This window comes from Paraburkholderia tropica, assembly GCF_914484835.1.
GTDB lineage: Bacteria > Pseudomonadota > Gammaproteobacteria > Burkholderiales > Burkholderiaceae > Paraburkholderia > Paraburkholderia tropica_A.
Map to the genome: position 1 here is coordinate 45,841 of NZ_CAJZAR010000002.1, position 26,500 is coordinate 72,340.

The 26,500-nt window shown below is 66.5% G+C and carries 22 protein-coding genes and 1 pseudogene; 8 read left to right on the top strand and 15 right to left on the bottom strand.

What is annotated here, in order from left to right:
* The first annotated feature begins 84 nt into the window (after positions 1-84).
* The 3 genes from LDO54_RS01010 to LDO54_RS01020 are packed head-to-tail and all read left to right on the top strand — an operon-like array spanning position 85 to position 3,025.
* Positions 85-1,236 carry a Re/Si-specific NAD(P)(+) transhydrogenase subunit alpha gene (locus LDO54_RS01010; RefSeq protein ID WP_224004794.1) on the top strand — a complete coding sequence of 384 codons (1,152 nt, stop codon included), beginning with the start codon at positions 85-87 and terminating at the stop codon, positions 1,234-1,236.
* 13 nt (positions 1,237-1,249) lie between these two features.
* Positions 1,250-1,570, top strand: coding sequence for a proton-translocating transhydrogenase family protein (locus LDO54_RS01015; RefSeq protein WP_224004797.1), 321 nt, complete (start codon positions 1,250-1,252; stop codon positions 1,568-1,570).
* A complete protein-coding gene (locus LDO54_RS01020; RefSeq protein ID WP_224004800.1) occupies positions 1,571-3,025 on the top strand; it encodes an NAD(P)(+) transhydrogenase (Re/Si-specific) subunit beta in 1,455 nt (484 codons plus the stop codon).
* A 114-nt stretch (positions 3,026-3,139) separates the two neighbouring features.
* Here the strand turns inward: LDO54_RS01020 and LDO54_RS01025 are convergent, their stop codons facing one another.
* Together LDO54_RS01025 and LDO54_RS01030 are read right to left on the bottom strand one after the other, a co-directional pair.
* The gene (locus LDO54_RS01025) at positions 3,140-3,826 is read right to left on the bottom strand and encodes a helix-turn-helix transcriptional regulator (protein WP_224004813.1); all 687 of its coding nucleotides are present in this window, start codon (positions 3,824-3,826) and stop codon (positions 3,140-3,142) included.
* 184 nt (positions 3,827-4,010) lie between these two features.
* The gene (locus LDO54_RS01030; protein WP_065065108.1) at positions 4,011-4,403 is read right to left on the bottom strand and encodes a VOC family protein; all 393 of its coding nucleotides are present in this window, start codon (positions 4,401-4,403) and stop codon (positions 4,011-4,013) included.
* A gap of 333 nt (positions 4,404-4,736) precedes the next feature.
* Between LDO54_RS01030 and LDO54_RS01035 the strand changes: the two genes are divergently transcribed.
* Entirely contained in the window at positions 4,737-5,531 is a 795-nt protein-coding gene (locus LDO54_RS01035; RefSeq protein WP_224004815.1) for a glycosyltransferase family 2 protein, read from the top strand.
* Positions 5,532-5,596: 65 nt separating this feature from the next.
* Here the strand turns inward: LDO54_RS01035 and LDO54_RS01040 are convergent, their stop codons facing one another.
* The 8 genes and pseudogenes from LDO54_RS01040 to LDO54_RS01075 all read right to left on the bottom strand — a co-directional run.
* Entirely contained in the window at positions 5,597-6,934 is a 1,338-nt protein-coding gene (locus LDO54_RS01040) for a THUMP domain-containing class I SAM-dependent RNA methyltransferase (RefSeq protein WP_224004818.1), read from the bottom strand.
* 230 nt (positions 6,935-7,164) lie between these two features.
* On the bottom strand, positions 7,165-7,473 hold the full coding sequence (locus LDO54_RS01045) for a HigA family addiction module antitoxin (protein WP_224004821.1): 309 nt from the start codon (positions 7,471-7,473) through the stop codon (positions 7,165-7,167).
* Positions 7,474-7,483: 10 nt separating this feature from the next.
* Positions 7,484-7,762, bottom strand: a complete 279-nt coding sequence (locus LDO54_RS01050; RefSeq protein ID WP_224004824.1) for a type II toxin-antitoxin system RelE/ParE family toxin — start codon at positions 7,760-7,762, stop codon at positions 7,484-7,486.
* Positions 7,763-7,990: 228 nt separating this feature from the next.
* Positions 7,991-10,246, bottom strand: a complete 2,256-nt coding sequence (locus LDO54_RS01055; RefSeq protein WP_224004827.1) for a site-specific recombinase — start codon at positions 10,244-10,246, stop codon at positions 7,991-7,993.
* Positions 10,247-10,475: 229 nt separating this feature from the next.
* Positions 10,476-11,246, bottom strand: a complete 771-nt coding sequence (locus LDO54_RS01060; protein ID WP_224004830.1) for a PqiC family protein — start codon at positions 11,244-11,246, stop codon at positions 10,476-10,478.
* On the bottom strand, positions 11,243-12,895 hold the full coding sequence (locus LDO54_RS01065) for an intermembrane transport protein PqiB (RefSeq protein WP_224004833.1): 1,653 nt from the start codon (positions 12,893-12,895) through the stop codon (positions 11,243-11,245). Before LDO54_RS01065 ends, LDO54_RS01060 begins: the two co-directional genes overlap by 4 nt.
* Entirely contained in the window at positions 12,888-13,553 is a 666-nt protein-coding gene (locus LDO54_RS01070; RefSeq protein ID WP_224004836.1) for a paraquat-inducible protein A, read from the bottom strand. Before LDO54_RS01070 ends, LDO54_RS01065 begins: the two co-directional genes overlap by 8 nt.
* Before the next feature lie 278 nt (positions 13,554-13,831).
* A pseudogene (locus tag LDO54_RS01075) lies at positions 13,832-14,473 on the bottom strand (paraquat-inducible protein A); the annotation flags it as partial.
* A 534-nt stretch (positions 14,474-15,007) separates the two neighbouring features.
* Here LDO54_RS01075 and LDO54_RS01080 point away from each other — a divergent pair.
* Together LDO54_RS01080 and LDO54_RS01085 are read left to right on the top strand one after the other, a co-directional pair.
* A complete protein-coding gene (locus LDO54_RS01080) occupies positions 15,008-15,595 on the top strand; it encodes a YceI family protein (RefSeq protein WP_436975466.1) in 588 nt (195 codons plus the stop codon).
* Between the two features lie 146 nt (positions 15,596-15,741).
* Entirely contained in the window at positions 15,742-16,296 is a 555-nt protein-coding gene (locus LDO54_RS01085) for a YceI family protein (RefSeq protein WP_224005185.1), read from the top strand.
* Positions 16,297-16,420: 124 nt separating this feature from the next.
* On the opposite strand, the gene secF is transcribed toward LDO54_RS01085, so the two are convergent.
* From secF to queA, 5 genes are all read right to left on the bottom strand, one after another.
* Positions 16,421-17,371 (bottom strand): protein translocase subunit SecF, encoded by a 951-nt coding sequence (secF, locus tag LDO54_RS01090; protein WP_224004845.1) that lies wholly within the window; start codon positions 17,369-17,371, stop codon positions 16,421-16,423.
* 15 nt (positions 17,372-17,386) lie between these two features.
* Complete coding sequence (gene secD / locus LDO54_RS01095; RefSeq protein ID WP_224004848.1) at positions 17,387-19,444, bottom strand: protein translocase subunit SecD; 2,058 nt, start codon at positions 19,442-19,444, stop codon at positions 17,387-17,389.
* A 186-nt stretch (positions 19,445-19,630) separates the two neighbouring features.
* Positions 19,631-19,960, bottom strand: a complete 330-nt coding sequence (gene yajC, locus LDO54_RS01100; RefSeq protein ID WP_065065097.1) for a preprotein translocase subunit YajC — start codon at positions 19,958-19,960, stop codon at positions 19,631-19,633.
* A 338-nt stretch (positions 19,961-20,298) separates the two neighbouring features.
* Positions 20,299-21,498 (bottom strand): tRNA guanosine(34) transglycosylase Tgt, encoded by a 1,200-nt coding sequence (gene tgt / locus LDO54_RS01105; protein WP_224004851.1) that lies wholly within the window; start codon positions 21,496-21,498, stop codon positions 20,299-20,301.
* A 137-nt stretch (positions 21,499-21,635) separates the two neighbouring features.
* Positions 21,636-22,697: a tRNA preQ1(34) S-adenosylmethionine ribosyltransferase-isomerase QueA gene (queA, locus tag LDO54_RS01110; RefSeq protein WP_224004854.1), complete on the bottom strand. Its 1,062-nt coding sequence runs from the start codon at positions 22,695-22,697 to the stop codon at positions 21,636-21,638.
* A gap of 306 nt (positions 22,698-23,003) precedes the next feature.
* On the opposite strand from queA, the gene recG reads away from it, so the two are divergent.
* The gene (recG, locus tag LDO54_RS01115) at positions 23,004-25,334 is read left to right on the top strand and encodes an ATP-dependent DNA helicase RecG (protein ID WP_224004857.1); all 2,331 of its coding nucleotides are present in this window, start codon (positions 23,004-23,006) and stop codon (positions 25,332-25,334) included.
* A gap of 182 nt (positions 25,335-25,516) precedes the next feature.
* Positions 25,517-26,476: a hydrogen peroxide-inducible genes activator gene (locus tag LDO54_RS01120; protein ID WP_205996654.1), complete on the top strand. Its 960-nt coding sequence runs from the start codon at positions 25,517-25,519 to the stop codon at positions 26,474-26,476.
* Positions 26,477-26,500 lie beyond the last annotated feature (24 nt).

Genomic DNA, 26,500 nt, shown 5'->3' on the forward strand with positions numbered 1-26,500 from the left:
ATAAGTGCCGGCGCGCCTTGTCGGCCTTACTCCGCTCGATTCGAGCCAGATCAGAAAGAGAAGCAGGCCGAGGAGGAAACAACGATGCATATCGGAGTGCCCGCAGAAACCCGGGCGAACGAAAGCCGTGTGGCCGCGACGCCGGAGACCGTCAAGAAATACGTCGCGCAGGGCCATACGGTCACCATTCAGGCGGGCGCCGGTGTCGGCGCGAGCTTTCCCGACGAGACCTATACGGCCGTCGGCGCGCAGATCGCCGACGCGGCCGCCGCATTCGGCGCCGATCTCGTGCTCAAGGTCCAGTCGCCCAGCGTGAGCGAACTCGCCTTCATGAAGCGCGGCGCGACGCTGGTCGGCATGCTCGATCCCTTTAATGCAGACAACGCGCAAAAGCTCGCCGAAGCGGGCCTGACCGCGTTCGCGCTCGAAGCCGCGCCGCGCACCACGCGCGCGCAAAGCCTCGACGTGCTCTCGTCGCAGGCCAATATCGCCGGGTACAAGGCGGTGCTGGTGGCGTCGAATCTGTATCCGCGCTTCATGCCCATGCTGATGACCGCCGCCGGGACCGTGAAGGCCGCGCGCGTGCTGATTCTCGGCGCGGGCGTGGCGGGCTTGCAGGCGATCGCCACGGCGAAGCGCCTGGGCGCGGTGATCGAGGCCTCGGACGTGCGTCCCGCGGTGAAGGAGCAGATCGAATCACTCGGCGCGAAATTCCTCGACGTGCCCTACGAAACCGACGAGGAGCGCGAAGCCGCGCAAGGCGTGGGCGGCTACGCGCGGCCCATGCCGCCGTCGTGGCTCGCGCGCCAGTCGGCGCTCGTGCACGAGCGCGCGCGCCAGGCCGACATCGTCATTTCGACCGCGCTGATTCCGGGCCGCGACGCGCCCACGCTGTTGCCATCGGAAACCGTGCAGGCGATGAAACCGGGCTCGGTGGTGATCGACCTCGCGGCCGGACGCGGCCCGGTCGCCGACGCGGCCACGGGGCGGCGCGGCGGCAATTGCCCGCTCACCGTTGCGGACCAGGTGGTGACGGCGCACGGCGTGCAGATCTGCGGCTACACGAATCTCGCATCGATGGTGGCCGCCGATGCCTCGGCGCTTTACGCGCGCAATCTGCTCGACTTCCTCAAGCTGATCATCGCGAAGGAAGGCACGCTCAACATCGACCTCGCGGACGACATCGTCGCGGCCACGCTGCTGGCTCGCGACGGCGCCGTCACGCGCAAGGCATGACGAGGAGACCGAGATGGAACTCATCAACCATACCGTCATCAACCTGATCATCTTCGTGCTGGCCGTGTACGTGGGCTATCACGTGGTCTGGAACGTCACGCCCGCGCTGCATACGCCGCTCATGGCCGTGACCAATGCGATCTCCGCGATCGTGATCGTGGGCGCGATGCTCGCCACCGGCCTGACCGTCGGTTTCGCGGGCAAGTTCTTCGGCACGCTGGCCGTGCTGCTGGCTGCGGTGAACGTGTTCGGCGGCTTTCTAGTCACGCGGCGCATGCTGGAGATGTTCCGCAAGAAAGAGCCGAAGAAAATCACGAGCAAGGAGGGCGCGTAAATGAGCATGAACGTCGTTACGCTGCTTTACCTGGTGGCGTCGGTTTGCTTCATCCAGGCGCTCAAGGGCTTGTCGAATCCGCGCAGCGCGCGCGCCGGCAATCTGTTCGGCATGGTCGGCATGGCGATCGCCATCCTCACGACCCTCGCGCTGATCGTCAAGGAGTCCGCACAGTTCGGCTCGAATCTCGGGCTCGGCCTCGGGCTGCTGTTCGCGGCGCTGATCGTCGGCGGCGGGCTCGGTGCATTCGTGGCCGCGCGCGTCGAGATGACCAAGATGCCCGAACTCGTCGCGGCCATGCACTCGCTGATCGGTCTCGCGGCGGTGTGCATCGCGTATGCGGTGGTGTCGGAGCCGGCCGCGTTCGGGCTGGTCGCGGAAGACGCGCCGTATCCGGGCTTCCTGCCGTACGGCAACCGCATCGAACTGTTCATCGGCACCTTCGTGGGCGCGATTACGTTCAGCGGCTCGGTGATCGCCTTCGGCAAGCTCTCGGGCAAGTACAAGTTCCGGCTGTTTCAGGGCGCGCCCGTGGTCTATGCGGGCCAGCATCTGATCAACCTGATGCTCGCGCTCGGCATGATCGGTTTCGGCATCCTGTTCTTCGTCACGCAGTCGTGGCTGCCGTTCATCATCATGACGCTGATCGCGTTCGCGCTGGGCGTGCTCATCATCATTCCGATCGGCGGCGCGGACATGCCCGTGGTGGTCTCGATGCTCAACTCGTACTCAGGCTGGGCGGCGGCGGGCATCGGCTTCTCGCTGAACAACGCGATGCTGATCATCGCCGGTTCGCTGGTCGGTTCGTCGGGCGCGATCCTCTCGTACATCATGTGCCACGCGATGAACCGCTCGTTCTTCAACGTGCTGCTGGGCGGCTTCGGCGCCGAAGCGGGCGGGGCGGCGGCGGGCGGCGCGCAGGAACAGCGTCCGGTGAAATCCGGTTCCGCCGACGACGCCTCGTTCATGCTCGGCAATGCCGAAAGCGTGGTGATCGTGCCGGGCTACGGCCTCGCCGTGGCGCGCGCGCAGCATGCGCTGAAGGAGCTGACCGACAAGCTCGTCGAAAAAGGCGTGGACGTGCGTTACGCGATTCACCCGGTCGCGGGCCGCATGCCGGGCCACATGAACGTGCTGCTTGCCGAAGCCGAAGTACCCTACGACATGGTGTTCGAGATGGAGGACATCAACAACGAGTTCGGCCAGACCGACGTGGTGCTGGTGCTCGGCGCGAACGACGTGGTGAACCCGGCGGCGAAGAACGACCCGAAGTCGCCGATCGCGGGCATGCCGATTATCGAGGCGTACAAGGCGCGCACGATCATCGTCAACAAGCGATCGATGGCGGCCGGTTACGCAGGTCTCGACAACGAACTCTTCTACATGGACAAGACCATGATGGTGTTCGGCGATGCGAAAAAGGTGATCGAGGATATGGTGAAGGCGGTGGAGTAGGCGCGGGTTTTATCCGTCGCTTCGTCTACCTTTTCGCAGGTGGTAAAGCGCGCAGCGATGCGCGCTTTTTTATTGCGCGCGCGGCGCGGTGTAGTGTCCGAGGTGCGTCAAACGTCAGCGCGACGGCGCGTTCACGTGCCGCAGATAATCGGCGAGCCGACGTCCGCTCACGTCGGGAAACGGTTCGAGCACTTCCACACCTTCCATGCGCGCGATGTTGAAATTGCGAAAGCCCTCGCGCATTTCGCACCACGCGCCGACCGTCCACTGCGCGCCCCAATAGACGAGCCCGAGCGGCCAGACGCGCCGCTGAGTCAGCGCGCCGATGCGGTCGCAATACGCGAAACGCACCACGAGCCGCGAATCGACGGCGCGATGCAGCGCATCCACTTTCTCCGAATACGCGGGATCGACGTGATACGACGGCGCGAACACGGCGATGCGTTCGAGCACTGCGCGTTTCTCGGCGGGCATGGCCGCGGCGATCTTCGCGAGCGCGCCGCGCGCGCCGGTGCCGAGCGCCGCGCCGCCCCACGATTCGGCCATGCGCGCGCCGACGGCGAGCGCGGTGAGTTCGTCGGCGGTGAAGGTCAGCGGCGGCAGACTCGCGGTGCGCGCGAGCCGGTAGCCGATGCCCGCTTCGCCCTCGATCGGCACGCCCGAAAGTTGCAGGTCGCGCACGTCGCGATAGACGGTGCGCGGCGAGACTTCGAGCCACTCGGCAAGCTGCTGCGCCGTGGTGAGGCGGCGCCCGCGCAGCAGTTCGGCGATGCGGAAAAGTCGGTCGGCGCGGCGGGTCATGGCGGGCGGGCGCGAGAGAGTCGATGGGCGTGAATGGCGCGGCTGCGGGCTTGCGTGACGGGCGCGGCGGCGCGCGGACCGCATTGCGCAGATCGCATTGCGCTGATGATAGCGCCGTGCGCATGCCGCACCTTCCCGCGATGCCGCCTTACTTCAAGCACGAGACCGCACCGCCGCGCCGCGCTCAGCCCAGCTTGGCCGCGTGCAGCCCGACGCGGTTGCCCTCCGTATCGATGAAGAAGCCGATGTAGCCGTAATTGTTCGGCAGCTCCAGCGCCGGGCCTTCCTTCCTGCCGCCCGCTTTCTCGACGCGATCGAGCACGGCGGTGACCGAGGGCTGCGCGTTCAGATAGACGAGCACGCCCTTGGTATCGGGCCGGGCGTCGCGCGGATTGAACACGATGCAGCCGCCGGTTTCGTTGTCGGTGTGCGCGAACAGGGCCATCGGCACGCCGCCCATGACTTCGCGCTGCAAGGACGTATCGAAAGCGGTTTCGTAGAACCGCGCGGCGCGCTCCAGATCGTGCGCGGGGATTTCGAACCACGAGATGACGCGGGTGGCTTCAACGGTCGACATGATGCGCTCCTCGAATGAGCAGGTTGGACGACGTAAAGAAACTGGCAGCAGATGACGGCAAGTGGCGCGAGCCGGGCTTGCCGGGTGGTTCGCCGTGTTTTGCGGTATTGGCCGTGTTTGACGGTGCGCAGACGGCGTGGAAAGGAGTGTGCAGCCCGCCTGCTGACAGCGTCCTGTCAGTAGGCTGCGTCGATTGCGCGACGCGCTTTCGAGTTTTTCTGAGAGAGGCGCGGACGCGACTCTGTTGTAATCGATTCATCCCGATCGATTCATCCGCCTTGATCTTCGGCCGCCGCTTCACGGAACGCGGCCGCTTCTCTCATTGCCTCGTTCATGTCTCCAAACGTTTCCATCATCACGCCCACCGCGAACCGCGACGCCTTCCTGCCCGCCATCGCGCGCTGCGTGGCGCGCCAGCAGGTCGACTGGGAGTGGCTGGTATTCGACGACAGCCCCGCGCCGAGCGCCTTCATGCGCGATCTCGCGCAGCGCGACGCGCGCGTGCGCTACTTCTGGTCGGGCGAGCGTCTGACGATCGGCGCCAAGCGCAACCGGCTGGTGAGCGAGGCACGCGGCGAACTGATCGCCCATTTCGACGACGACGACCACTACGCCTCGCACTATCTCGCCGACATGACCACGATGCTGCGCGCGAACGACGCCGCGCTGATGAAGCTCTCGACGTTCTGGATGTACGCGCCGCACACGCGTTTTCTCGGCTACATGGACCTGAACGCGCGCGTCGGGCTGCACTATGAACTGAAGGGGCAGGAAGTCGGCACCGTGACCTTCCACGAGAAGATGCAGATCGGCGCCGACTTCATCCTCTTCTACGGTTTCGCCTACGTGTATCGCAAGTCGCTGTTCGAGATCGCAAGCTTCGACGATGTGAATCTCGGCGAGGACGAAAGCTTTATCCGCCGCGTGGTGAGCGCGGGCCAGAAAGTGCTCGCCGCCGAGGATGCGCGCGCGAGTTGCCTGCATCTGATCCATCCGGCTTCGACGTCGCGTTGTTTCTCGCGCTACAGCCTGCCGGACTTTCTGCTGCCGAAGTTGTTTCCCGAGTACGAAGGGTATCCGTTGCCCGTCGATGCGCGCGGTGCGGAGGTGGGGCCGTCGCGCGTGTGAGCGCGAGGTGAAGCGAGGTGGGGTGGTTCCGGCGCGGCATGGGGCCGCGCCGGTGAAGGTGCTGCTTACTCGCGCGAGTCTGCGGGTTTGTCTGCGGATTGAGTACCCGCATCGGCATTACTCGCCGCCGGACGTTGACGCACGCTGCCCGCGATCAGGTCGAAGCGGAACAGACGGCATTCGAGCGCGCCGTTGAACAGCGGCGTCTTGGCCGATTCGCGCAGGCGCAACTGGCCCGGCAGCTTGCGGTCCGAGGTGAGGATGAACGCGCGCCAGCCCGTGAAGCGCTGCTTGAGCGCGTCGCCGAACGCCTGGAAAAACTCGGCGTCGGGCGCGTCGGTGTGGACGCGGCGGAACGCTTCCGGTGCATCGTAATCGTCTTCGTTACGCGGATTACGCTCACGCAGCTCACCGCGCGCGTTGCGGCCGCGCACCTCGATACGCTCGCCATACGGCGGGTTCGCCACCAGAATGCCGTCGCCCTCGGCGGGCGGCGTCATGTTGCGGGCGTCGAGCTGCTTGAGCGGCACCTTGCCGAGCCCGGCGCGCGTGAAGTTGGCGCGCGCCTTGTCGAGCATCACGTCCGAAATGTCGCTGCCGAAGATATGCAGGTCTTTCGCGCGGCTCAGCGCCGTGTTGCGCGCCGTGTTGGCCTCGCTTTTCAGATGGCGCCAGGCGGCCGAGTCGGCCTGCTTGAGGCGCTCGAAGCCGAAGCTGCGTTCCAGACCCGGCGCGATGTCGAGCCCGACCTGCCAGGCTTCCGCGAGGAAGGTGCCGGAGCCGCACATCGGATCGTAGAGCGGCTGCTCGGGCGTCCAGCCCGTGAGGCGCAGGATGCCGGCCGCGAGATTCTCGCGCAGCGGCGCCGCCCCCTTGTCGAGACGCCAGCCGCGCTTGAACAGCGGCTCGCCCGAGGTGTCGAGATAGAGCGTGCACTCGGTGGCGGTCAGGAACGCGAAGATGCGCACGTCGGGATAGGCGGTATCGACGCTCGGACGCGAGCCGGCCTTGTCGCGCATGCGGTCGCAGATCGCATCCTTCACGCGCAGCGTGGCGAATTCGAGGCTGCGCAGCGGCGATTTGATCGCGGTGATGTCGATGCGGATCGTCTCGTTCGGCGAGAACCACTTTTCCCACTGTTGTTCGCGGGCGAGCGCGTAGATGTCCTGTTCGCCGCGATACGGACGCTGGGCGATCTTGAGGAGCACGCGGCTCGCGATGCGCGAATGCAGGTTCGCGGCCATGCCGCCGGCCCAGTTGCCGCGGAAATGCACGCCGCCGGGTACTTCGGCGCCGACCTGGAGCGCGCCGGGCGGCAGGCGCCGTTGCGCGGTTTCCGCGAGTTCGGCGGCGAGCGCGGCTTCGAGGCCACGCGGGCAGGGGGCGAAGAAATCGAAAGACATGAGAGAAGAGAGGTGACGCTGCGGGGGAAGGCGCTATTGTACGCGGGTTGTGAGGGCGCGCCGGGGCGCGTGTCCGCGCCGAACGACGACGCGGGCTGCGGACGCTCGCGCGGCGGCTGGCGGGACGGCTGCGCGGTGCCTCGCAACCGCACGCGCTGGCGCGTGGCAGAACGCCTTCGGGCGGACGTTACGCGCCCTCCGTGCGGCTTCTGCTCGCCCTCTGCGTGCCCTCAGTTCGCCGCCAGATCGGCTTGCGCCGCCACGCGCGCGAGCGGCCGGATGCGCGGGCGCGGCTGGCGGCGCGCCTGCCAGAGATCCCATTGCGCCTGCAGCCCGAGCCAGTGTTCCGGCGTGGTGCCGAGCCACGCCGAAAGCCGCAGCGCGAGATTGGCAGTCATGCCGGCCTTGCCGTTCAGCAGGTTCGACAGCGTGACGCGGTTGATGTGCAGCTCGTGCGCCGCCTGCGTGACGGTGACCGCCGCGGGAATCCAGTCCCGCAGTACCTCGCCGGGATGCGGCGGATTATGCATTCTGCTCATGCGTATGCCCTCAGTGGTAGTCCTGGTAATCGACGAGGATCGCGTCGGCGCCTTCGAACAGGAAGGTGAGGCGCCAGTTGCCGTTCACCCACACCGCCCAGTGGCCGGCGAGGCTGCCTTGCAGCGCGTGCAGACGCCAGGGCGGCGCGTTCATGTCGTGCGGCCCGCGCGCCTGATCGAGCGCGCCGAGCAGGATGCGCAGACGCGGCGCGTGATGCGCCTGGATGCCCGCCTTGCTGCCTTCCAGAAAAAACGATGCAAGACCTTTGTGCCGAAAGGTTCGAATCATGAGGACTGTAGCCCAGGTGACTACACGCGGCAACGGCTTCGAGTGACGCGCCGCGACGTAGATCAAACATAAGGGACGCCTCGCAGACGGATGAATGCGTGCCTGCTGCCAGCAGGTCGAATGCGAGGCGAATGCGTCCCTTAGCGTGGCGCTGGGGCGGCGAGCACGCGATGGCCAACGTCAACCTGGGCAGCAACGTTGGCCGAACGGCAGATCAAAACGCGGTGTTCACTCGTTGTCTTCACGCAACTGGCCGCGCCGCAGCGGCCACACCAGATCAACCGGATGGCGCGTCACGCGGCGCCAGAACGCGCGCATGAGCGGACGCACGTCCTTGCGCGCGAGGCCGCGCGAGCGCAGCGCCATCTGCAAAGCGAGCGCGAAGCTCACCGTCACGTTGAGCACCGCCATGCTCGCGACGCCCGCCACGGCCCACCAGAGTTCGCCGCTCTTGAGCGTCGCCGGGCCGAGCACGCCCAGCGCCACGCCGATCGATCCCGCCGAAAGCGTGACGTGGCGCACCTCGAAGTGAAACGCGACCGCCGAGACGATCGCCGGCACGAGGCCGAGCATCATGCCGAGCACGAGATTGCCCCACACGCCCGCCGCGTTCACACGGCAAAAGCGCGCGAGACGCGCCGCGCCGGAGACGCCGAGCGTCATGCGCAGACGGCGGTTCCACGCGAGCGCGTCCTCGACGCGATGGAGTACGAACCAGTTGTCGGCCCATCCGGCGAACAGGCTCGACGCCCACAGCAGCACGCCCGTGAGCGCCGCGTAGAACGGCGTCGGTCCGATCAGCGAGAACGATTGCAGCGTCGCGTGCGCCTTGGCGGGCGAGATCAGATCGGCATGGAACAGCCAGCCGCAGACGAGCTGGATCGCGAGGCAGGCCGGAAACACGAGCAGTACGTTGCCGAGCACGGCCGCCGCCTGGGTGCGGATCAGCGCCACGACCGACGAGACGAAGCGCACGCGTCCCGGCGCTTCGTTCGCGCCGTCGAGTTCGCGCGCGAGCGTGGGCGCGGTCATCGCGGGCTGCTTGGTCGCGAGCGAGAAGTGGCAGAAGTGCATCACGAGGAAGCTGAGCGCGTAGTTGATGCCCGCGAACAGTCCTTCGATCATCGATGGCAGATGCGCGCCCGTGATGCCGAACTTCACGTACACCGTCACCGCCGTGACGAGGCCGCCGCCCGCCGCCATTCGCAGCATCGTCAGATATTCGGCGCGGTCGCGTGCGATGTAGTGCTCGCCGGTGTCGGCGGATAGCTCGACCACCTTGCGCGAGAGCAGCGCGAAATTGCTGCGCACGAGGTGCGAGACGCTCTGGCTCTGCTGGTTCGCCTTGACGAGATCGGCGGCGAGGCGCGCCTGGGTGCGGGCGTCGTCGCTCGACATCCAGGCGTCGAGCAATTGCTCGGCGCGCACGATGCGCATGCGCATGCGTTGGACCTGAAACACCGTATCGACGCGCACGCCGTGGCGGTAGAGATGCGTGAAGACGTCGTCGGTGGCCTTGCGGCATTCGTCGAGCAGCAGGCGCAGCCACGTCACGTCCTGACGCAGCCGCGCGATGTCGCCTGAATCGCGCGCGTTTTCCACGGCGAGCATCGCGCGCGTGAGGCGGAAGAACGGCAGCTTTTCGACCGCGACGTGCGATTCGTCGCGCGACAGGCGGCTGCGCACGGTCGGCGAGAGGCCCGTCGAGCTGATCTGGCAACTGAGGTTGTGCAGCGCGGTGAGCAGGTCGAGCGTGAATTCGGTGCCTTGCGGCGCGCGCTGGGGGCGGATGTCGCCGGATGGCGCGGGTTCGGGCGCGTTGGTTTGCGCGGCGGTTTGTGCGGCGGTTCGTGCGTCGATGTGCGATTCGTCATGCGTCACGGCTTCGCCGCGCGGTTCGGCGATCAGCGCGCGCAGGCGCGCGAGCACGTCGGGCGGCAGCGTCGCAATCCACTCGGGATCGTGCGCGGCGGGGAACATCAGCGTGACAATCGCGGCGAGATCGCGGCGGTTCGGCGCGGGCGGAATCAGTAGCGCCTGGACGCGGCCGACCAGCGCGCCGAACAGGCCCGAATGCACGGGCATGCCGGCGTCGCAGAGCAGCGAGATGCTGTCGCTTTCGCGCAGCAGCTTGCGCACGATGGCGCTGACATTCGCCTTCCAGCCGGGATTGCGGTCGAGCACGTGCAGCAGGTAGCGCAGGCGGGCGTGTTCGGGCGGCGGCGGAGCATCGGCATCGGCATCGACGGCGGCATCGGCGTCATGGTTTGAGTTGGTGATGGCGTCCGGTGTGGACGCGGCCGGGCGGCTGGCGCCGTCGAGCGTGCCGCGCCGGTGAATCCAGTGGGCGAGCTCGATCAGCCAGTCGCTGCGCTCGGCGTAGGGCGCATCGGCGTCGGCGGTGGCGAGCAGGGCGTCGAGCTGCTGGCCTGCGCTGCGCGAGGCGCGCCATTTTTTCCAGAGCGTGGGGAACGAGCGAAACATAGGCAAACGGTCAAAAGCGGTGGGGCAAGCCGACATTATCGCGGGCCGCGCGCGTTTGACCGTTTTAGATGGACCGATCGGGTCTGGCCGATGTGCGCGGACGCGCCAGGCTGGAAGCCACGGAATCGAATGAGGAAGGGGGAGAGTGGCGCGCCGCATTCCGTCGGGAAGGCGGCGCGCAATCGAGAACGTAGAGGGAAAGCAGAGGGAACGCGGTGGGAAAGCGCGATTAGCCAGCCGATCCAGCCGATTGTGCGGTCGGTACGACTTGCGGGCAGGCGATGCTGACGGGCGGCTTCACCTTCACGACGGCCTTCGCGCCGCCCTTCGACGAGGCCGACGAGCCCGACGACGAGCCACCCGTCACAGGCGCGCTCACCCGCGGCGCGGCCGCGAGCGCGCGCACGCCGCTCGAAATCGCCTGCGACAGCGACGCGACGGCGCGGCGGTGGCCGACCACGAGCGCGTCGTAACCGTCGCCGACCGGTTCGTTGAGCACGCTGCGGCAGGTCATGACGGTCTGCGAGTCGAGCGAGCGCACGCTCCAGACCGCGTCGATCAGCGCGTGCGAGCCCGGCCACGATTCGAAGCGCTGCACGTTCACGCTCACGCGGTAGACCGGCACGCCGTCGGGATGCGGCGAACCGTACACGTCGATCGTGTTCAACTGCTGCGTGAGGTCGCCCGAAAGCGCGCGGCGGATTTCGTCGCCGGGCATCGACGCCCAGCGTTCCTGTTCGAGCACGCGCACCTGCGTGGCGTCGGTCTGCACGACGAACTGCGCCTTCGCGACCTGCGGCGGCACGTCGACGGGCGCGAGTTCGATCAGCCACGCCGGGTTGCCGCTCGTCGCGGCGGCGGGCTGGGTGCGCGCCGCGTCGTCGGTCGGGCTCAGCGTGTAGAAGTGGCTCACGGGCGAGGCGCAGCCCGCGAGCGCCGACAAGGCAGCCACGGTAGCGAGGGCGGCAACGCGCCGGAGGGGGCGCCGGCGAAACGTCATGGCTTGTCTCCTGATTTGCCGCGCAGCAGCGATTCGGGATGGCGCTCCAGATAATCCGAGAGCGAGTTGAGCGATTGCAGCGTGCGCGTCAGTTCCTGCAGCGCCTGGTGCACGTCGGACTGCAGCGGCGAATCCTGCTGCAAGGTGGACTGCGCGGCGCTGAAGGTCTTCTGCGCCTCATCGAGCGTGCCCTTCATCTGCGGCAGAAGCTGATCGTTGACCTGGCCGAACAGCTGGTTCGCGCTCTTGAGCGATTCGTTCAGGTTGTTGCCGATCTTGTCGAACGGAATCTGATCGAGCTTCTTGGCGATGTCGGCCACTTGCAGCTGCAGTTCTTCGAGCGAGTTCGGCACGGTCGGCAGCTCCATCGGGTCGCGGTCGAGATCCACCTTGGCCGGACCGGCCTTCGGGAAGATGTCGAGCGCGATGTAGAGCTGGCCGGTGATCAGATTGCCCGTGCGCAGCTGGCCGCGCAGACCGCGCGAGACGAGCCGCTTGATCAGCTCGTGGCTCTGCGGCGTATGCGGCGCGGGCGCTTCGCCGCGCGTGCGGCGCGACAGACGCAGCGGATACAGATCCATCGTCACCGGCATGGTGAAGTTGTGTTCCTTCGGATCGTATTCGATGCCGATATCGGTCACCTGGCCGAGCACGATGCCGCGGAAGTCCACGGTCGCGCCCACCGCGAGACCGCGCAGCGACTGGTTGAAGTACATGACCACGCGCACCGGCGCGCCGTCCGGCTCGTGCATCGCTTCGCTTTCGTCGCTGGCGAGCGTGAAGGTGGCGGCGTCGGGCGCCTGCGGACCCATCGCCTGGCCCGGCGGCGCCTGGAAGGCGAGGCCGCCCGTCACGACCGTCGCGAGCGACTGCGTGTTGACCTTGAAGCCGCTCGAATCGAGCTGCACGTTCACGCCGCTCGCGTGCCACCAGCGCGTGTTGGTGCCCACGTACTGGTCGTACGGCGCGCTCACGAACACCTGCACGGTCACGCCCGTGCCGTCCTTGTCGAGCGAATAGCCGGTGACCTGGCCCACCTGGATGCGTCGATAGAAGATCGGCGTGCCGATATCGAGCGAGCCGAGGTTTTCGCTGTGCAGCGTGTAGCGATGGCCTTTCTCGTCGATGGTCACGGCGGGCGGCGTTTCCAGCCCGGTGAAGTCGCTGGCGGTTTCGTCGGAGCGGCCCGCATCGGCGCCGATATACGAGCCCGACAGCAGCGTGCCGAGACCCGAGACGCCGCTCGCGCCCACGCGCGGACGCACCACCCAGAAGCGGCTGTCCTTCTTGGCGAAGTTTTCGGCGTCCTTCGTCAGCTCGACGGTCACGAACACGCGCGAGAGGTTCGGCGAGAGCTTGATGGCGCGCACCGAGCCGATATCGACGTCCTTGTACTTGACCTTGGTCTTGCCGGGTTCGAGCCCTTCGGCGGTCATGAAGCTGATGGTGATGGTGGGCCCGCGCGTGGCCACCGACTTCACCACGAGCGCAACGCCGATCAGCGCCGCGACGAGCGGCACGATCCAGACGAGCGAGGGCAGCCAGCGTTTGGGCTTGACGATGTCCGGTTCGGGCAGGTCGGGCGGCAAGCCGCCGCCGCCTGAACCCGAGCCGCCGGCGGCCGGGGTGGGTCCTTTCGGACTATTCATGTGGGTGATCCTGAGAGTGTTGCGTGGGTTGTTGCTTGTCTTCGTCTACCGGATCCCAGATGAGACGCGGATCGAACTGCATCGACGCGATCATCGTCAGGATCACGACCGAGCCGAACGCGATGGCGCCGGGGCCCGCCGTGATCACCGCAAGCGACTGGAAGCGTACCAGCGCCACGGTCAGGGTGACAACGAAGACGTCCAGCATCGACCAGCGGCCGATGAATTCGACCAGCCGGTAGAGTTTGGTGCGCTCGGCGGGGCGCCAGGTGGAGCGGCGCTGCGATGTGAAGCAGAGCAGCGCGAGCACCGACAGCTTGAGCATCGGCACCAGGATACTGGCGATGAACACGATCACGGCGAGCGGCGCGTCGCCCGAGGTCCAGAAGTAGACGACGCCGCTCATGATGGTGTCGTCCTCGTCGCCGACCAGCGAGGCCGTGTGCATGACCGGCAGGATGTTGGCCGGAATATAGAGCAGCGCGGCGGCGATCAGCAGCGCCCAGGTGCGCATCAGGCTGTCCGGGTTGCGCGTGTGCAGCGGCGAGTGGCAGCGCAGACAGCGCGGGTGCGCGATTCGGCGCTGCAGCGGCTGCACGTGGCCGCAGGCGTGGCAGGAGATCAGGCCGGCGTCGGCGGCGGTGAGGTATTTGTTCATCGCGAGCCCTCGGGACGGGGATGCGGCGGGGTGTCTTGCCCGACGTCTTGCCGGGCGTCGTGGGCCGTGCCGCGGATTTCCGGGTCGGCGATCGCCCCCGATGCGCCGGCCTGGGCGATCACCGATGGCACGCCCGGATCGAGCAGGCCGAGCGGATCGATGCCGTGGCCGTCGGGCGTGTGCGGGCCTGCGGCGGTGTCGAGGCCGCCGCTGCCGCCCGGACTGCCCGAGCCGCCTGGACCGCCATTCGGACCGCCATTCGGACCGCCGTCCGGCACCGGACCCGCGCCGCCGCGGCGCGCCGCGAGCGCGCTGTCGCGCAGCGCATCGGCGATATCCCAGAGCGTGCGCGAGTCGAACGTCACGACCACGGTGAACATCAGCGTGAGCGCACCAAACGCGAACAGCGCCGTTTCCGGGATCACGCGCGCGAGGCTCACCATCTTCACGATCGTGATCAGCACGCCGAGCATGAACACTTCGAGCATGCCCCAGGGCCGCACGAACTGGATCGCGCGCAGCACGAGATCGAAGCCGGGCGGGATGAAGCCGCGCCGGATCGGCAGCAGCACGTAGAGCAGCGCCACCATCTCGGTGAGCGGAAAAAGGATGGTTGCGCAAAAAACCATCACCGCGACGATCTGCATGTCCTCGTTCCAGAGCACCACGAGCGCGCCGAACAGGCTCGATTCCGTGGTGATGCCGTTGGCGTCGAGTTCGATGATGGGAAACGACTGCGCGATGATGAAGGTGAGCAGTGCGGCGACGGTGATCGCGCAGATGCGGTCGAGCTGTGACGAAGCGCTGTGATAGAGCGTGGCGCCGCAGCGCGTGCAGCGCGCGGTTTCACGCCCGAGCAGGCGAGGTTTGCGGTAGAGCGCGTCGCATTCGTGACACGCGATCAGTTTTTCCTGGGCCATGCGGGCAGGTGGCGCAAAACGACGTGAACGGGGCATGCAGCGCGGGCCGAACGGCGGCACGGCCGCTCGACGTGCGCGGGCGCACGCGGCGCGCTTGCCGGCCATGTTACCAAACGGCCCGTGGCGCGGACGTTTGCTTGCCCGTGGGGTGCGGCGGCGTCTGGACGGCGCCGCGGCGCGTCCTGGCGCGCATGTCGGCAAGCGTCGGCGCTCGTCGGCAAGGCTTAGCAATTTGCGGGCCGAGGTCTCGCCGGACTCGCCGCCGGGCCGTGCTGCATGACGGGCGAGGGAGTGTGCCACGTTTGCGCGGCCCATGCGCGCACGCCGGCAGGCGCACGCGCGGCGGGCACGCCCGGCGCGTGTGCGCGGCAAGCCGCGCTATCCTCTATCCGCAGATGTTTGCAGTCGCGCGCATGGGCTATCTTTGCAGCTGAGGGGCCGATTCGACGGCCCTCCCTCCTCGGGGCCTGCGCGGGCGGCGGGCGTCGTTGTCGGAGGCGGCCGGCGCTCGCTGCGGGGAAGATCATGGAAGGAATGTCCAGGCTGGCGCGTTGGGTCAGAGGGCGGAGCCAGTGGGGGGCCGCGTTTGTGGCCGTGCTACTGGCGGCGATCTGCGTGCAGACCAGCGCGCTCGCGCAGATCGACGCCGACAAGAGCACGCTCGTGGCGATCTCGCGGCAGATGAACGTGCGGGTCGAAGGGCGCTTCATGAAGTTCGACGCGCAGATCGCCTTCGATCCGGCCAAACCGTCGGGCGGCACGGCGCGCATCACGGTCGACACGGGCAGCTACGATCTCGGCAGCCCGACCTACAACGATTCGGTGCGCGGGCCCGAGTGGTTCGATGCGAAGACGTATCCGCAGGCCACGTTCGTGTCCACCGCGATCGTCTCGACCGGGCCGAGCCAGTACAGCGTGACCGGCAATCTGACCATCAAGGGCCGCACCCAGCCCGTGACGGTGCCGGTCGTGCTCACGCAGCAGGGCGGCACGCAGACCTACGACGGCACCTTGCCCATTCACCGGCTGGCGTTCGCCATCGGCACGGGCGAGTGGAAAGACACGTCGACGGTCGCGGACGAAGTGCTGATCAAGTTTCATATCGTCGTCGCGCACAAGTAAGGGCAACGCACGCGGCGGCGCGCTTCTTTTCCATGACGTTGCCGACTCTGGAGACGCACTTGAACAAGCATGCCAAGCACACCGCGAAGTCCGCCGCAAAATCCACCGCGCAATTCGCCTTGCCAAAAGCCGCGGCCGCCGTCGCGCTGCTCCTCGCCGCCTCGTTCGCCGCCCCGCTCGCGCACGCCGCCGACGTCTATCAGCTCGATCCGAACCACACCTATCCGAGCTTCGAGTCCGACCACTTCGGCGGCCTCTCGGTGTGGCGCGGCAAGTTCACGAAGACCACCGGCACGGTCACGCTCGACCGCGCGGGCAAGACCGGCACCGTCGACGTGACGATCGATCCGGCTTCCGTGCAGACGGGCAACACGGAGCTCGACAAGCACCTGCGCAGCGACGAATTCTTCGACGTCGCGAAATATCCGACGGCCACCTACAAGGGCACGCAGATCGTGTTCGACGGCGACCGGCCCAAGGAAGTGATCGGCACGCTCACGCTGCACGGCGTGACGAAGCCGCTCAAGCTCGAAATCGAATCGTTCAAGTGCATGCAGCACCCGATGCTCAAGCGCGAGGTGTGCGGCGTGGAAGCCGAAGCCGAGTTCGACCGCGACGCGTTCGGCATGGACATGGGCAAGAAGTACGGCTTCAAGATGGAGACGAAGCTGCACATCCAGGCCGAAGGGATCAAGCAGTAAGCATTAAGCGCCATGCCTTGCCTGACGCACGCACGCGCGCGCAAAAAGAAAAAAGCCCCGCGATTGCGGGGCTTTTTTTGCACGGCTGCGTTCGAAGGAACGAAGCGCGTGATCTATACCAGCATTAAACCTGTGCGCCGGCGTTCGGATCGTTCGGATCGTACTTGTCCTTCTTGTCCTTGATGAGGTCTTCGCGCTTCACGCCGAGCCACATCGACAGCGATGCCGCCACGAACACCGACGAGTAGATACCGAACAGAATACCCACGGTCAGCGCCAGTGCGAAGTAGTGCAGCGTCGGGCCGCCGAAGAAGAACATCGACAGCACCATCATTTCCGTACAGCCGTGGGTGATGATGGTTCGCGACATCGTGCTCGTGATCGCGTGGTTGATGACCTGCACGACGCTCATCTTGCGTTCGCGGCGGAAGGTCTCGCGAATCCGGTCGAAGATAACGACCGATTCGTTCACCGAATAACCGAGCACCGCGAGCACCGCCGCGAGCACGGAGAGCGAGAACTCCCACTGGAAGAACGCGAAGAAGCCGAGAATGATCACCACGTCGTGCAGGTTGGCGATCACGCCGGCCACGGCGTATTTCCACTCGAAGCGGAACGACAGATAGATGATGATGCCGGCGACCACGCACGCGAGCGCGAGCAGGCCGTCGGTGGCGAGTTCCTTGCCCACCTGCGGACCGACGAATTCCACACGCTGCAGCAGCACTTGCGGATTGTCGGCCTTGAGCGTGTTCATCACCTGGTCGCTTTGCTGCGCCGAGGAGAGGCCCTGCTTGATCGGCAGGCGGATCAGCACGTCGCGCGAGGTGCCGAAGTTCTGCACCTGGGCGTCGCCGTAACCGATCTTGCCGAGCGAGTCACGCAGCGGTTCGAGCGGCACCGCCTGCGGGTACTGCACTTCGATGACCGTGCCGCCCGTGAATTCGATCGACAGATGCAGGCCGCGGTGGAACAGGAAGAACACCGCCGCGATGAACGTAATGAAGGAGATCGCGTTGAAGATCAACGCGTGCTTCATGAACGGGATGTCTTTGCGGATGCGGAAAAATTCCATTTTCTAGTCTCCGTATCAGCGGGGCGAGCCGGTGTTGTCCGGGCCGTTCGCGCCGTTGCGGCGGCGCACCGTGGGCTTGGCGCGCGCGCTGCCCTTCGCGCCGGCCTTGGCCGGTTCGCGTTTGGTGGCGTTCGCGGCGTTGCTGGCGAGGGCACGGCCCGTGTCGGTGTCGGTGTCCGCGTCGGAGAGCGCGGGCGCGCCCGCCGTCTCGGGTTCGGGACGCCAGACCTGACCCACGGCCAGCGACTTCAGCTTCTTCTTGCCGCCGTACCAGAGGTTCACGAGACCGCGCGAGAAGAACACGGCCGAGAACATCGAGGTCAGGATGCCGATACAGTGCACGATCGCGAAGCCGCGCACCGGGCCCGAACCGAACGCGAGCAGCGCGAGACCGGCGATCAGCGTGGTGACGTTCGAGTCGAGAATCGTCGCCCAGGCGTGCGCATAGCCGTTCTGGATAGCCAGTTGCGGCGGCGCGCCGTTGCGCAGTTCTTCACGCACGCGCTCGTTGATCAGCACGTTCGCGTCGATCGCCATACCGAGCGCGAGCGCGATAGCGGCAATACCCGGCAGCGTGAGCGTGGCCTGCATCATCGAGAGCACGGCCACCAGCAGCAGCAGGTTGACCGAGAGGCCGATCATGGAGATCATGCCGAACAGCATGTAGTACGCGATCATGAACACGGCGATCGCGGCAAAGCCGTAGACCACCGAGTCGAAGCCCTTGCGGATGTTGTCCGCGCCGAGGCTCGGACCGACCGTGCGTTCTTCGATGATGTCCATCGGCGCCGCGAGCGAACCGGCGCGCAGCAGCAGCGCGAGGTCGGCGGCGGCTTGCGGCGTGGGCTGGCCCGTGATCTGGAAGCGGTCGCCCAGTTCCGACTGGATCGTGGCCACCGTCAGCACTTCGCCCTTGCCCTTTTCGAACAGCACCATCGCCATCGGCTTGCCGATGTTGTCGCGCGAAACGCTGCGCACCGCGCGGCCGCCCGCCGAGTCGAGACGGATGTTGACCGACGGACGCTGATGTTCGTCGAAGCCCGCCGACGCGTCGATGATGCGGTCGCCCGTGAAGATCACGGCCTTGCGCAGCAGCACCGGCGCGGCGTTGCCTTGCGTGAACAGCTCGTCGCCCGGCGGCACCGGGTCGCCCGGGCTCGGGTGCAGGCCGTTCGGGTCGGCGAGGCGCGCTTCGAGCGTTGCCGTGCGGCCGATGATGTCCTTCGCCTTCGCGGTGTCCTGCACGCCCGGCAGTTCGACCACGATGCGGTCGTCGCCTTGCTGCTGGATCACGGGCTCGGACACGCCCAGTTCGTTCACGCGGTTGTGCAGCGTCTGGATGTTCTGCTTGAGCGCGGCGTCCTGCACCGCTTTCTTGACTGCCGGCGTGAAGGTGCCGACCAGCTGCACGCCGCCTTCCGGCGCGTTCTGCGTGGCCCACACGAGTTCGCCGATGCCGCCCGAACCCGACAGCACCTTGTTCGCCTGGTCGGCCACGGCCGGGTCGGCGAAATTGATCACGACGCTTTGGCCGACGCGGTTCACGCCGCCGTCGCGGATATTCTTGTCGCGCAGGAGCGTGCGGGCGTCGGAAGCGTCGGAATCGAGCTTCTTGTTCAGCGCGCCGTTCATGTCGACCTGGAGCAGGAAGTGCACGCCGCCGCGCAGGTCCAGACCGAGGTACATCGGCAGCGCGTGCAGCGCCGTCAGCCAGCGCGGCGAGGCGCTCTGCAGGTTCAGCGCGACGATGTACTGCGGATCGCTCGGGTCGGCGTTCAGCGCTTTGCTGAGCGCGTCCTTGAGGCGCAGCTGGGTGTCGGTGTCGGCCACGCGCACGCGGATGTTCGCGTTCATCGACGAATTGTCGAAGGTGACGTCGTCGGCCTTGATGTTGGCCGCGGCCACCGCGGCTTCGACCTGCGCGAGCGTGCCGGAGTCGAGTTTGACGGTGGCTTTACCGCTCGACACCTGGACCGCGGGCGCTTCGCCGAAGAAATTGGGCAATGTGTACACGAGGCCGATGACTAGCGCCACCAGCATCACGACATATTTCCAGAGGGGATAACGGTTCATTGGTTGGCCCAACGGGGGAGGGGAATTGCCATCTCGATGCGCGCGCGTCCGGCAAGGCCCGCTTGCCGCCCCGTGCGAGGCGCTTCAGTGCGCCTCAGGGTGATGCAGGGGGCCGGGCCGGACGCGCCGGGCCGCGGACTCAGCCGCGGCCTGAAGTGATCGACGAGGTGATCGATCGTCTCGCGCTTACAGCGACTTGATCGTGCCCTTCGGCAGGATGGTCGTTACCGACGACTTCTGCACGGTGACTTCCGTGCCGTCGGAGATTTCGACGCCAACGTAGGCTTCGCTGACTTTGGTGACCTTGCCGACGATACCGCCGCTGATGATGACTTCGTCGCCCTTGGCCATGGCGGCGAGCATGTTGCGGTGTTCCTTCTGGCGCTTCATCTGCGGACGGATCATGATGAAGTACAGCACGGCGAACATCAGAATCAGCGGCAGGAAGCTCATCAGGCTCGATTCTGCGCCGCCAGCTGCGGAGCCTTGGGCGAAGGCATTGGAAATGAACGACACGTTGGTCTCTCCGTTTATACGATCACTACGATCAAAGGTACGATCAAAAAGCGAGCCGGTTATTCTACCACCGGCTTAATACGCGACGACGACGCCAAATGGGCTTTGCGATCAAGCTGTTAACACCTGGTGCTCACCTGGTTGATACCTGGTTGCCTCGTTGCGCGAAGCATGTGTTGCAGAGGTGTTGCAGCCCGATCGGCGATTCGCCCGGCTCGGCGCCGATGTCGCGAAAGGCAATTGTAAAGTCTGAGGGCGCTTGCCGTCGCGCGCGATCGGAATCCTTCTAAAGCGCGCTCGGGCTGGGCAATCCTGGTCAAAGCGGGTTGAATCCCGCGTCAATCCACCCCGCGTGCGCGGTTTTCGGCGAAACGCAGACGGAAGGCCTCGAAGGTCTTCGTCTCGATCGCCTCGCGCATCTCGCTCATCAGTTCCAGGTAGTAGTGCAGGTTGTGGATCGTGTTGAGCTGCGCGCCGAGGATTTCGCCCACGCGGTGCAGGTGATGCAGATAGCCGCGCGTGAAGTGGCGGCAGGTGTAGCAGCCGCACTGCTCGTCGAGCGGGCGCAGCGAGTTCTTGTGCGTGGCGTTGCGGATCTTGATGTCGCCGAAACGCGTGAAGATCCAGCCGTTGCGCGCGTTGCGGGTGGGCATCACGCAGTCGAACATGTCGACGCCCGAGGCCACGCCCGCCACCAGATCTTCGGGCGTGCCGATGCCCATCAGGTAGTGCGGCTTGTCGGCGGGCAGCTTCGGCGCGATGTGCTGGAGCACGCGCATCATGTCTTCCTTCGGCTCGCCCACCGAGAGGCCGCCGATCGCGTAGCCGTGGAACGGCATCTGCGACAGACCGGCCAGCGATTCGTCGCGCAGATCCTCGAACATGCCGCCCTGCACGATGCCGAACAGCGCGTTCGGATTGCCGAGGCGGTTGAATTCGTCGATCGAGCGCTGCGCCCAGCGCATCGACATGCGCATCGAGTCGGCGGCTTCCTTGTGCGTGGTCGGCACGCCGTTGGTCGCGTAGGGCGTGCATTCGTCGAACTGCATGACGATGTCCGAGTTCAGCACCTTCTGGATCTGCATCGACACTTCGGGCGAGAGGAACAGCTTGTCGCCGTTCACGGGCGAGGCGAAGCGCACACCGTCTTCCGAGATCTTGCGCAGGTCGCCGAGCGAGAACACCTGGAAGCCGCCCGAATCGGTGAGGATCGGCCGGTTCCAGCCCATGAAGCGGTGCAGGCCGCCGTGCGCCTCGATGGTTTCCAGACCCGGACGCAGCCAGAGGTGGAAAGTGTTGCCGAGGATGATCTGCGCCTTCATCTCTTCCAGCTCGCGCGGCTGGGTGGCCTTCACGGTGCCGTAGGTGCCCACGGGCATGAAGATCGGCGTTTCGACCACGCCATGATTGAGCGTGACGCGGCCGCGGCGCGCGAGGCCGTCGGTGCCGAGCAGTTCGAATTTGAGGCCGTTTTGCGGGCGTTCGCCCAGATAGGCGCCGTGTTCGGCGCGTGCGTTGCTGTGCTGACCGTCGGTCATGCGTTTGACTCCTGTGCAACCGGAAAACAGTCCGGCGCGGATGGTGATACGCCGTCGCGCGGGTTGCTTACGCGCGCGGCGGCGGGGAAATGGGGCGTGAACTACGCAACGATCGACGCCACGATCGACGCTGTGCTTTAAGCCTTGAGCGCGTCGGCGGTGCGCGTGAGCAGCATGGCGTCGCCGTAGCTGAAGAAGCGATAACGCTCGGCGATGGCGTGACGATACGCCGCACGAATCGTCTCGATGCCCGCGAACGCGGACACCAGCATCAGCAGCGTCGATTTCGGCAGGTGGAAGTTCGTCACGAGCCGGTCCACCACGCGGAACTGATAGCCCGGCGTGATGAAGATATCGGTTTCGGCCTGGGTGGCCGCGAGCGGGCGGCCTTCGCGGTCAGCGTCGCGCGCGGCCGCTTCGAGCGCGCGCATCGAGGTCGTGCCGACGGCGATCACGCGTCCGCCGCGTGCACGCGTGGCCGCGATCTTGTCGACGAGCGACTGCGGCAGCTGATACCACTCGCTGTGCATCGTGTGATCGGCGATGTTTTCCACGCGCACCGGCTGGAACGTGCCCGCGCCCACATGCAGCGTGAGCGTCGCGCGCTCCACGCCTTGCGCGTCGAGCTTGGCGAGCAGCGCGTCGTCGAAGTGCAGGCCCGCCGTGGGCGCGGCCACCGCGCCCGGATTCTGCGCGAACACGGTCTGGTAGCGGGTTTCGTCGCTCGCGTCGGCGTCGTGCGTGATGTACGGCGGCAGCGGCAGACGGCCGAACTGCTCGATCAGCGTGAGGCAGTCGTCGGGGAAATGCAGCGTGTAGAACGGCTCGACGCGCTCGCCCACCGTCACGTCGAAGGCGTCGGCCAGACGCAGCACCGTGCCGGGGCCGGGGCTCTTGCTCGCGCGGATCTGCGCGAGCGCCGAGCGCGCGCCGGTCAGGCGCTCGACGAGCACCTCGATCTTGCCGCCGCTGGCCTTTTGGCCGAAGAAGCGCGCCTTCAGCACCTTGGTATCGTTGAACACCAGCAGATCGCCGGGCGCGATGCACGCGGGCAGGTCCGCGACGGTGCGGTCGGTCAGCCGCGCGGGCTGCACGGAATTGTCCACTTCCAGAAGGCGGCTCGCGCTGCGCTCGGGCAGGGCGATCTGCGCGATCAGTTCTTCGGGAAGATCGAAATCGAAATCGGAAAGCTTGAACATGCGGCCTGATGAAACGGAAATGCGCCAAACGGCACTGCGCCGACGATGCGGCGCGCGGCGGTGAAAAGCGGTTGTTGCTGCGGTCTTTGCCGCGCCCAAGGCGCGCTGGGGACGCACTCAGGACACCCTCGGGACGCCCTCAGGACGTACACTCGCGCCCCAAAAAAGCGCCCGTACTGTCGGCCCGCGCGCGTTGAAACGCTATGATTGCGGGGGTGCGCTCGACGAGGCGGCCTGCACGGCAGGCGGTCGCGCCGATGCGCCGCGCCTGACCGGAAAGCCGATATTGTACTTGCGAAGCCGCCCATGCCCTCGTCCGTTAGCCGAATGATGTCCGAAGCCGAATCCGCGAGCGTCCCGCACGACGACACGCGTGCGGACGCGCGCGACGAGGCGGCGGACGCGCCCGCGCCGCGCAAACGCGCGGCCGCAAAGAAAAGCGCCGCGAAAAATGCGCCAGCCGCTGAAGAAAATGGCGCGGAAAAAGCCGCTGGAAAAGCCGCTGGAAAAGCCGCGTCGAAAGCGGCAGCCAAAGACGCAGCGAAAGACAAACCCAAGCTCGCCAAAACCGCCGACAAGCTCGCCAAACTCGGCCTGCGCAGCGACATCGACCTCGTGCTGCATCTGCCGATGCGCTACGAGGACGAAACCACGCTCACGCCCATCGGCGAACTGCTGCCAGGCGGCGTCTCGCAGACCGAAGGCGTGGTGTTCGACAACGAAGTCGCGTATCGCCCGCGCCGCCAGCTGGTCGTCAAACTGCGCGACCACAACGGCGACGAACTGCATCTGCGCTTCCTGAACTTCTACGGCTCGCAGGTCACGCAGATGGCGGTCGGCAAGCGCCTGCGCGTGCGCGGCGACGTGCGCGGCGGCTTCTTCGGCATGGAGATGGTGCACCCGGCCGTGAAGGTCGTGGAAGGCGACGCGCCGCTGCCGCAGGCGCTCACGCCGGTCTATCCGTCGACGGCGGGCGTGAGCCAGGCGTATCTGCGCAAGGCCATCGACAACGCGCTGTCGCGCGCGCATCTGCCCGAACTGCTGCCGGAATCCGTCGCGCGCGAATTCATGGCGCCGCTCGATCTGCCCGGTCTAATGGACGCGGTGAAGACGCTGCACCATCCGCCCATCAACGCCGACGAACACGCGCTGATCGACGGCACGCATCCCGCCTGGACGCGCATCAAGTTCGACGAACTGCTCGCGCAGCAGCTCTCGCTCAAGCGCGCGCACGAGGAGCGCCGCACGCGCGCCGCGCCCGCGATGCCGCGCCACGTCGCGGGCCGCAACAGCGAGACCACGCTGCTCGCGCGGCTGCGCGAACAACTGCCGTTCACGCTGACGAACGCGCAGGAGCGCGTGGTCGGCGAGATCGCGCACGATCTGGAACAGCCGCATCCGATGCAGCGTCTGCTGCAAGGCGACGTGGGCGCGGGCAAGACCGTGGTCGCGGCGCTCGCGGCCGCGCAGGCCATCGACGCCGGTTATCAGGCCGCGCTGATGGCGCCCACCGAAATTCTCGCGGAGCAGCACGCGCGCAAGCTGCGCGGCTGGCTCGAACCGCTCGGCGTGCAGGTGGCCTGGCTCTCGGGCAGCCTCAAGGCGAAGGAAAAGCGCGCCGCGCTCGAAGCCGCCGCGCTCGGCACCGCGCAGCTCGTGATCGGCACGCACGCGATCATTCAGGACGCCGTGGAATTCGCGCGGCTCGGTCTCGTGATCGTCGACGAACAGCATCGCTTCGGCGTGGAGCAGCGCCTCGCGCTGCGCGCGAAGGCGCAGAACGCGAAGTCGCCGGACGACGCGAAACGCGAGTTCCAGCCGCATCAGCTGATGATGACCGCGACGCCGATCCCGCGCACGCTCGCGATGACCTATTACGCCGACCTCGACGTCTCCACCATCGACGAACTGCCGCCCGGCCGCACGCCCATTCTCACCAAGCTCGTCTCCGACGCGCGCCGCGAGGAAGTGATCGCGCGCGTGCGCGCGGCGGCGCTCACGGGGCGTCAGGTGTACTGGGTCTGTCCGCTGATCGAGGAAAGCGAGACGCTGCAGTTGCAGACCGCCGTGGAGACTTACGAGACGCTCGTGGCCGCGCTGCCCGAACTCACGGTCGGGCTCGTGCACGGGCGGCTGGCGTCGGCGGACAAGGCGGCGGTCATGGATGGCTTTTCGCGCAACGAAGTGCAACTGCTGGTCGCCACGACGGTGATCGAAGTGGGCGTGGACGTGCCCAACGCCTCGCTGATGGTGATCGAGCACGCCGAGCGCTTCGGCCTCGCGCAGCTGCACCAGTTGCGCGGGCGGGTGGGGCGCGGCACGGCGGCCTCGGTCTGCGTGCTGCTGTACACCGGGCCGCTGTCGCCCACGGGCCGCGCGCGCCTGCAAACCATGCGCGAAACCACCGACGGCTTCGAGATCGCGCGCCGCGACCTCGAAATTCGCGGCCCCGGCGAGTTCCTCGGTGCGCGTCAGTCGGGCGCGGCCATGCTGCGCTTCGCCAATCTCGAAACCGACACCTGGCTGATCGACCCGGCCCGCGACGCGGCCGAACGCCTGCTGCACGAGCATCCGCATGTGGTCACGCAGCATCTGAACTGCTGGCTGGGCGCGCGCGAGCAGTATCTGAAGGCCTGATCCGAAGGCGTCAACAGTTCATTTCTTCAACTAACGGCACGCTTGCGGAACCTGCGGGCGTTCTCGCCGTCTGACCCTGTTCGTGATCCCGCCCCGCATAGGGGCGTTGATTATTGGCGAATCGCCGCCATAGGTGTATAAGTACAAACTATTGATTCACCCTTTTTGATTGGTCCCTAGAAATGACGCTCACTGAATTGAAATACATCGTCGCGGTTGCTCGTGAGCGCCACTTCGGACGGGCCGCGGAAGCGTGCTTCGTGAGCCAGCCTACGCTGTCGGTCGCGATCAAGAAGCTCGAAGACGAACTCAACGTGCAGATTTTCGAGCGCGGCACGAGCGAAGTGAGCGTCACGCCGATCGGCGAACAGATCGTCACGCAGGCGCAGCGCGTGCTGGAGCAGACGCTCGCCATCAAGGAAATCGCCAAGCAGGGCAAGGACCCGCTGATCGGGCCGCTGCGCCTCGGCGTGATCTACACGATCGGGCCGTACTTGCTGCCCACGCTCGTCAAGCAGATGATCAAGCGCGTCCCGCAGATGCCGCTGATGCTCCAGGAGAACTACACGCTCAAGCTGATCGAGCTGCTCAAGCAGGGCGAGATCGACGTGGCCATCATGGCGCTGCCGTTCCCGGAAACGGGCCTTACGCTGCGTCCGCTCTACGACGAGCCGTTCGTCGTCGCGCTGCCGTCGGGCCATGCGTGGGAAAAGCGCCCGAAGATCGACCCGGACGATCTCAAGCAGGAAACCATGCTGCTGCTCGGCAGCGGCCATTGCTTCCGCGACCACGTGCTGGGCGTGTGCCCGGAACTGATGCGCTTCTCGCAGAACGCGGACGGCATCCAGAAAACCTTCGAGGGCTCGTCGCTGGAGACGATTCGCCATATGGTCGCGAGCGGCGTCGGCATCACGGTGCTGCCGCGCATGTCGGTGACCGAGGTCAAGCCGCATGCGGGCGGCGTGGATTCGGGCCTGCTCTCGTATGTGCCGTTCGACGAACCCGTGCCCGATCGCCGCGTCGTGCTCGCGTGGCGCAAGAGCTTCACGCGCATGCCCGCGATCGAGGCGATTGTCGATGCGATTCACGCCTGCGAACTGCCCGGCGTGAAGAAGATCGAGACGCCGGTCGAGACGGTCTGAACACCTTTCCTCTCAGTTGTTGCA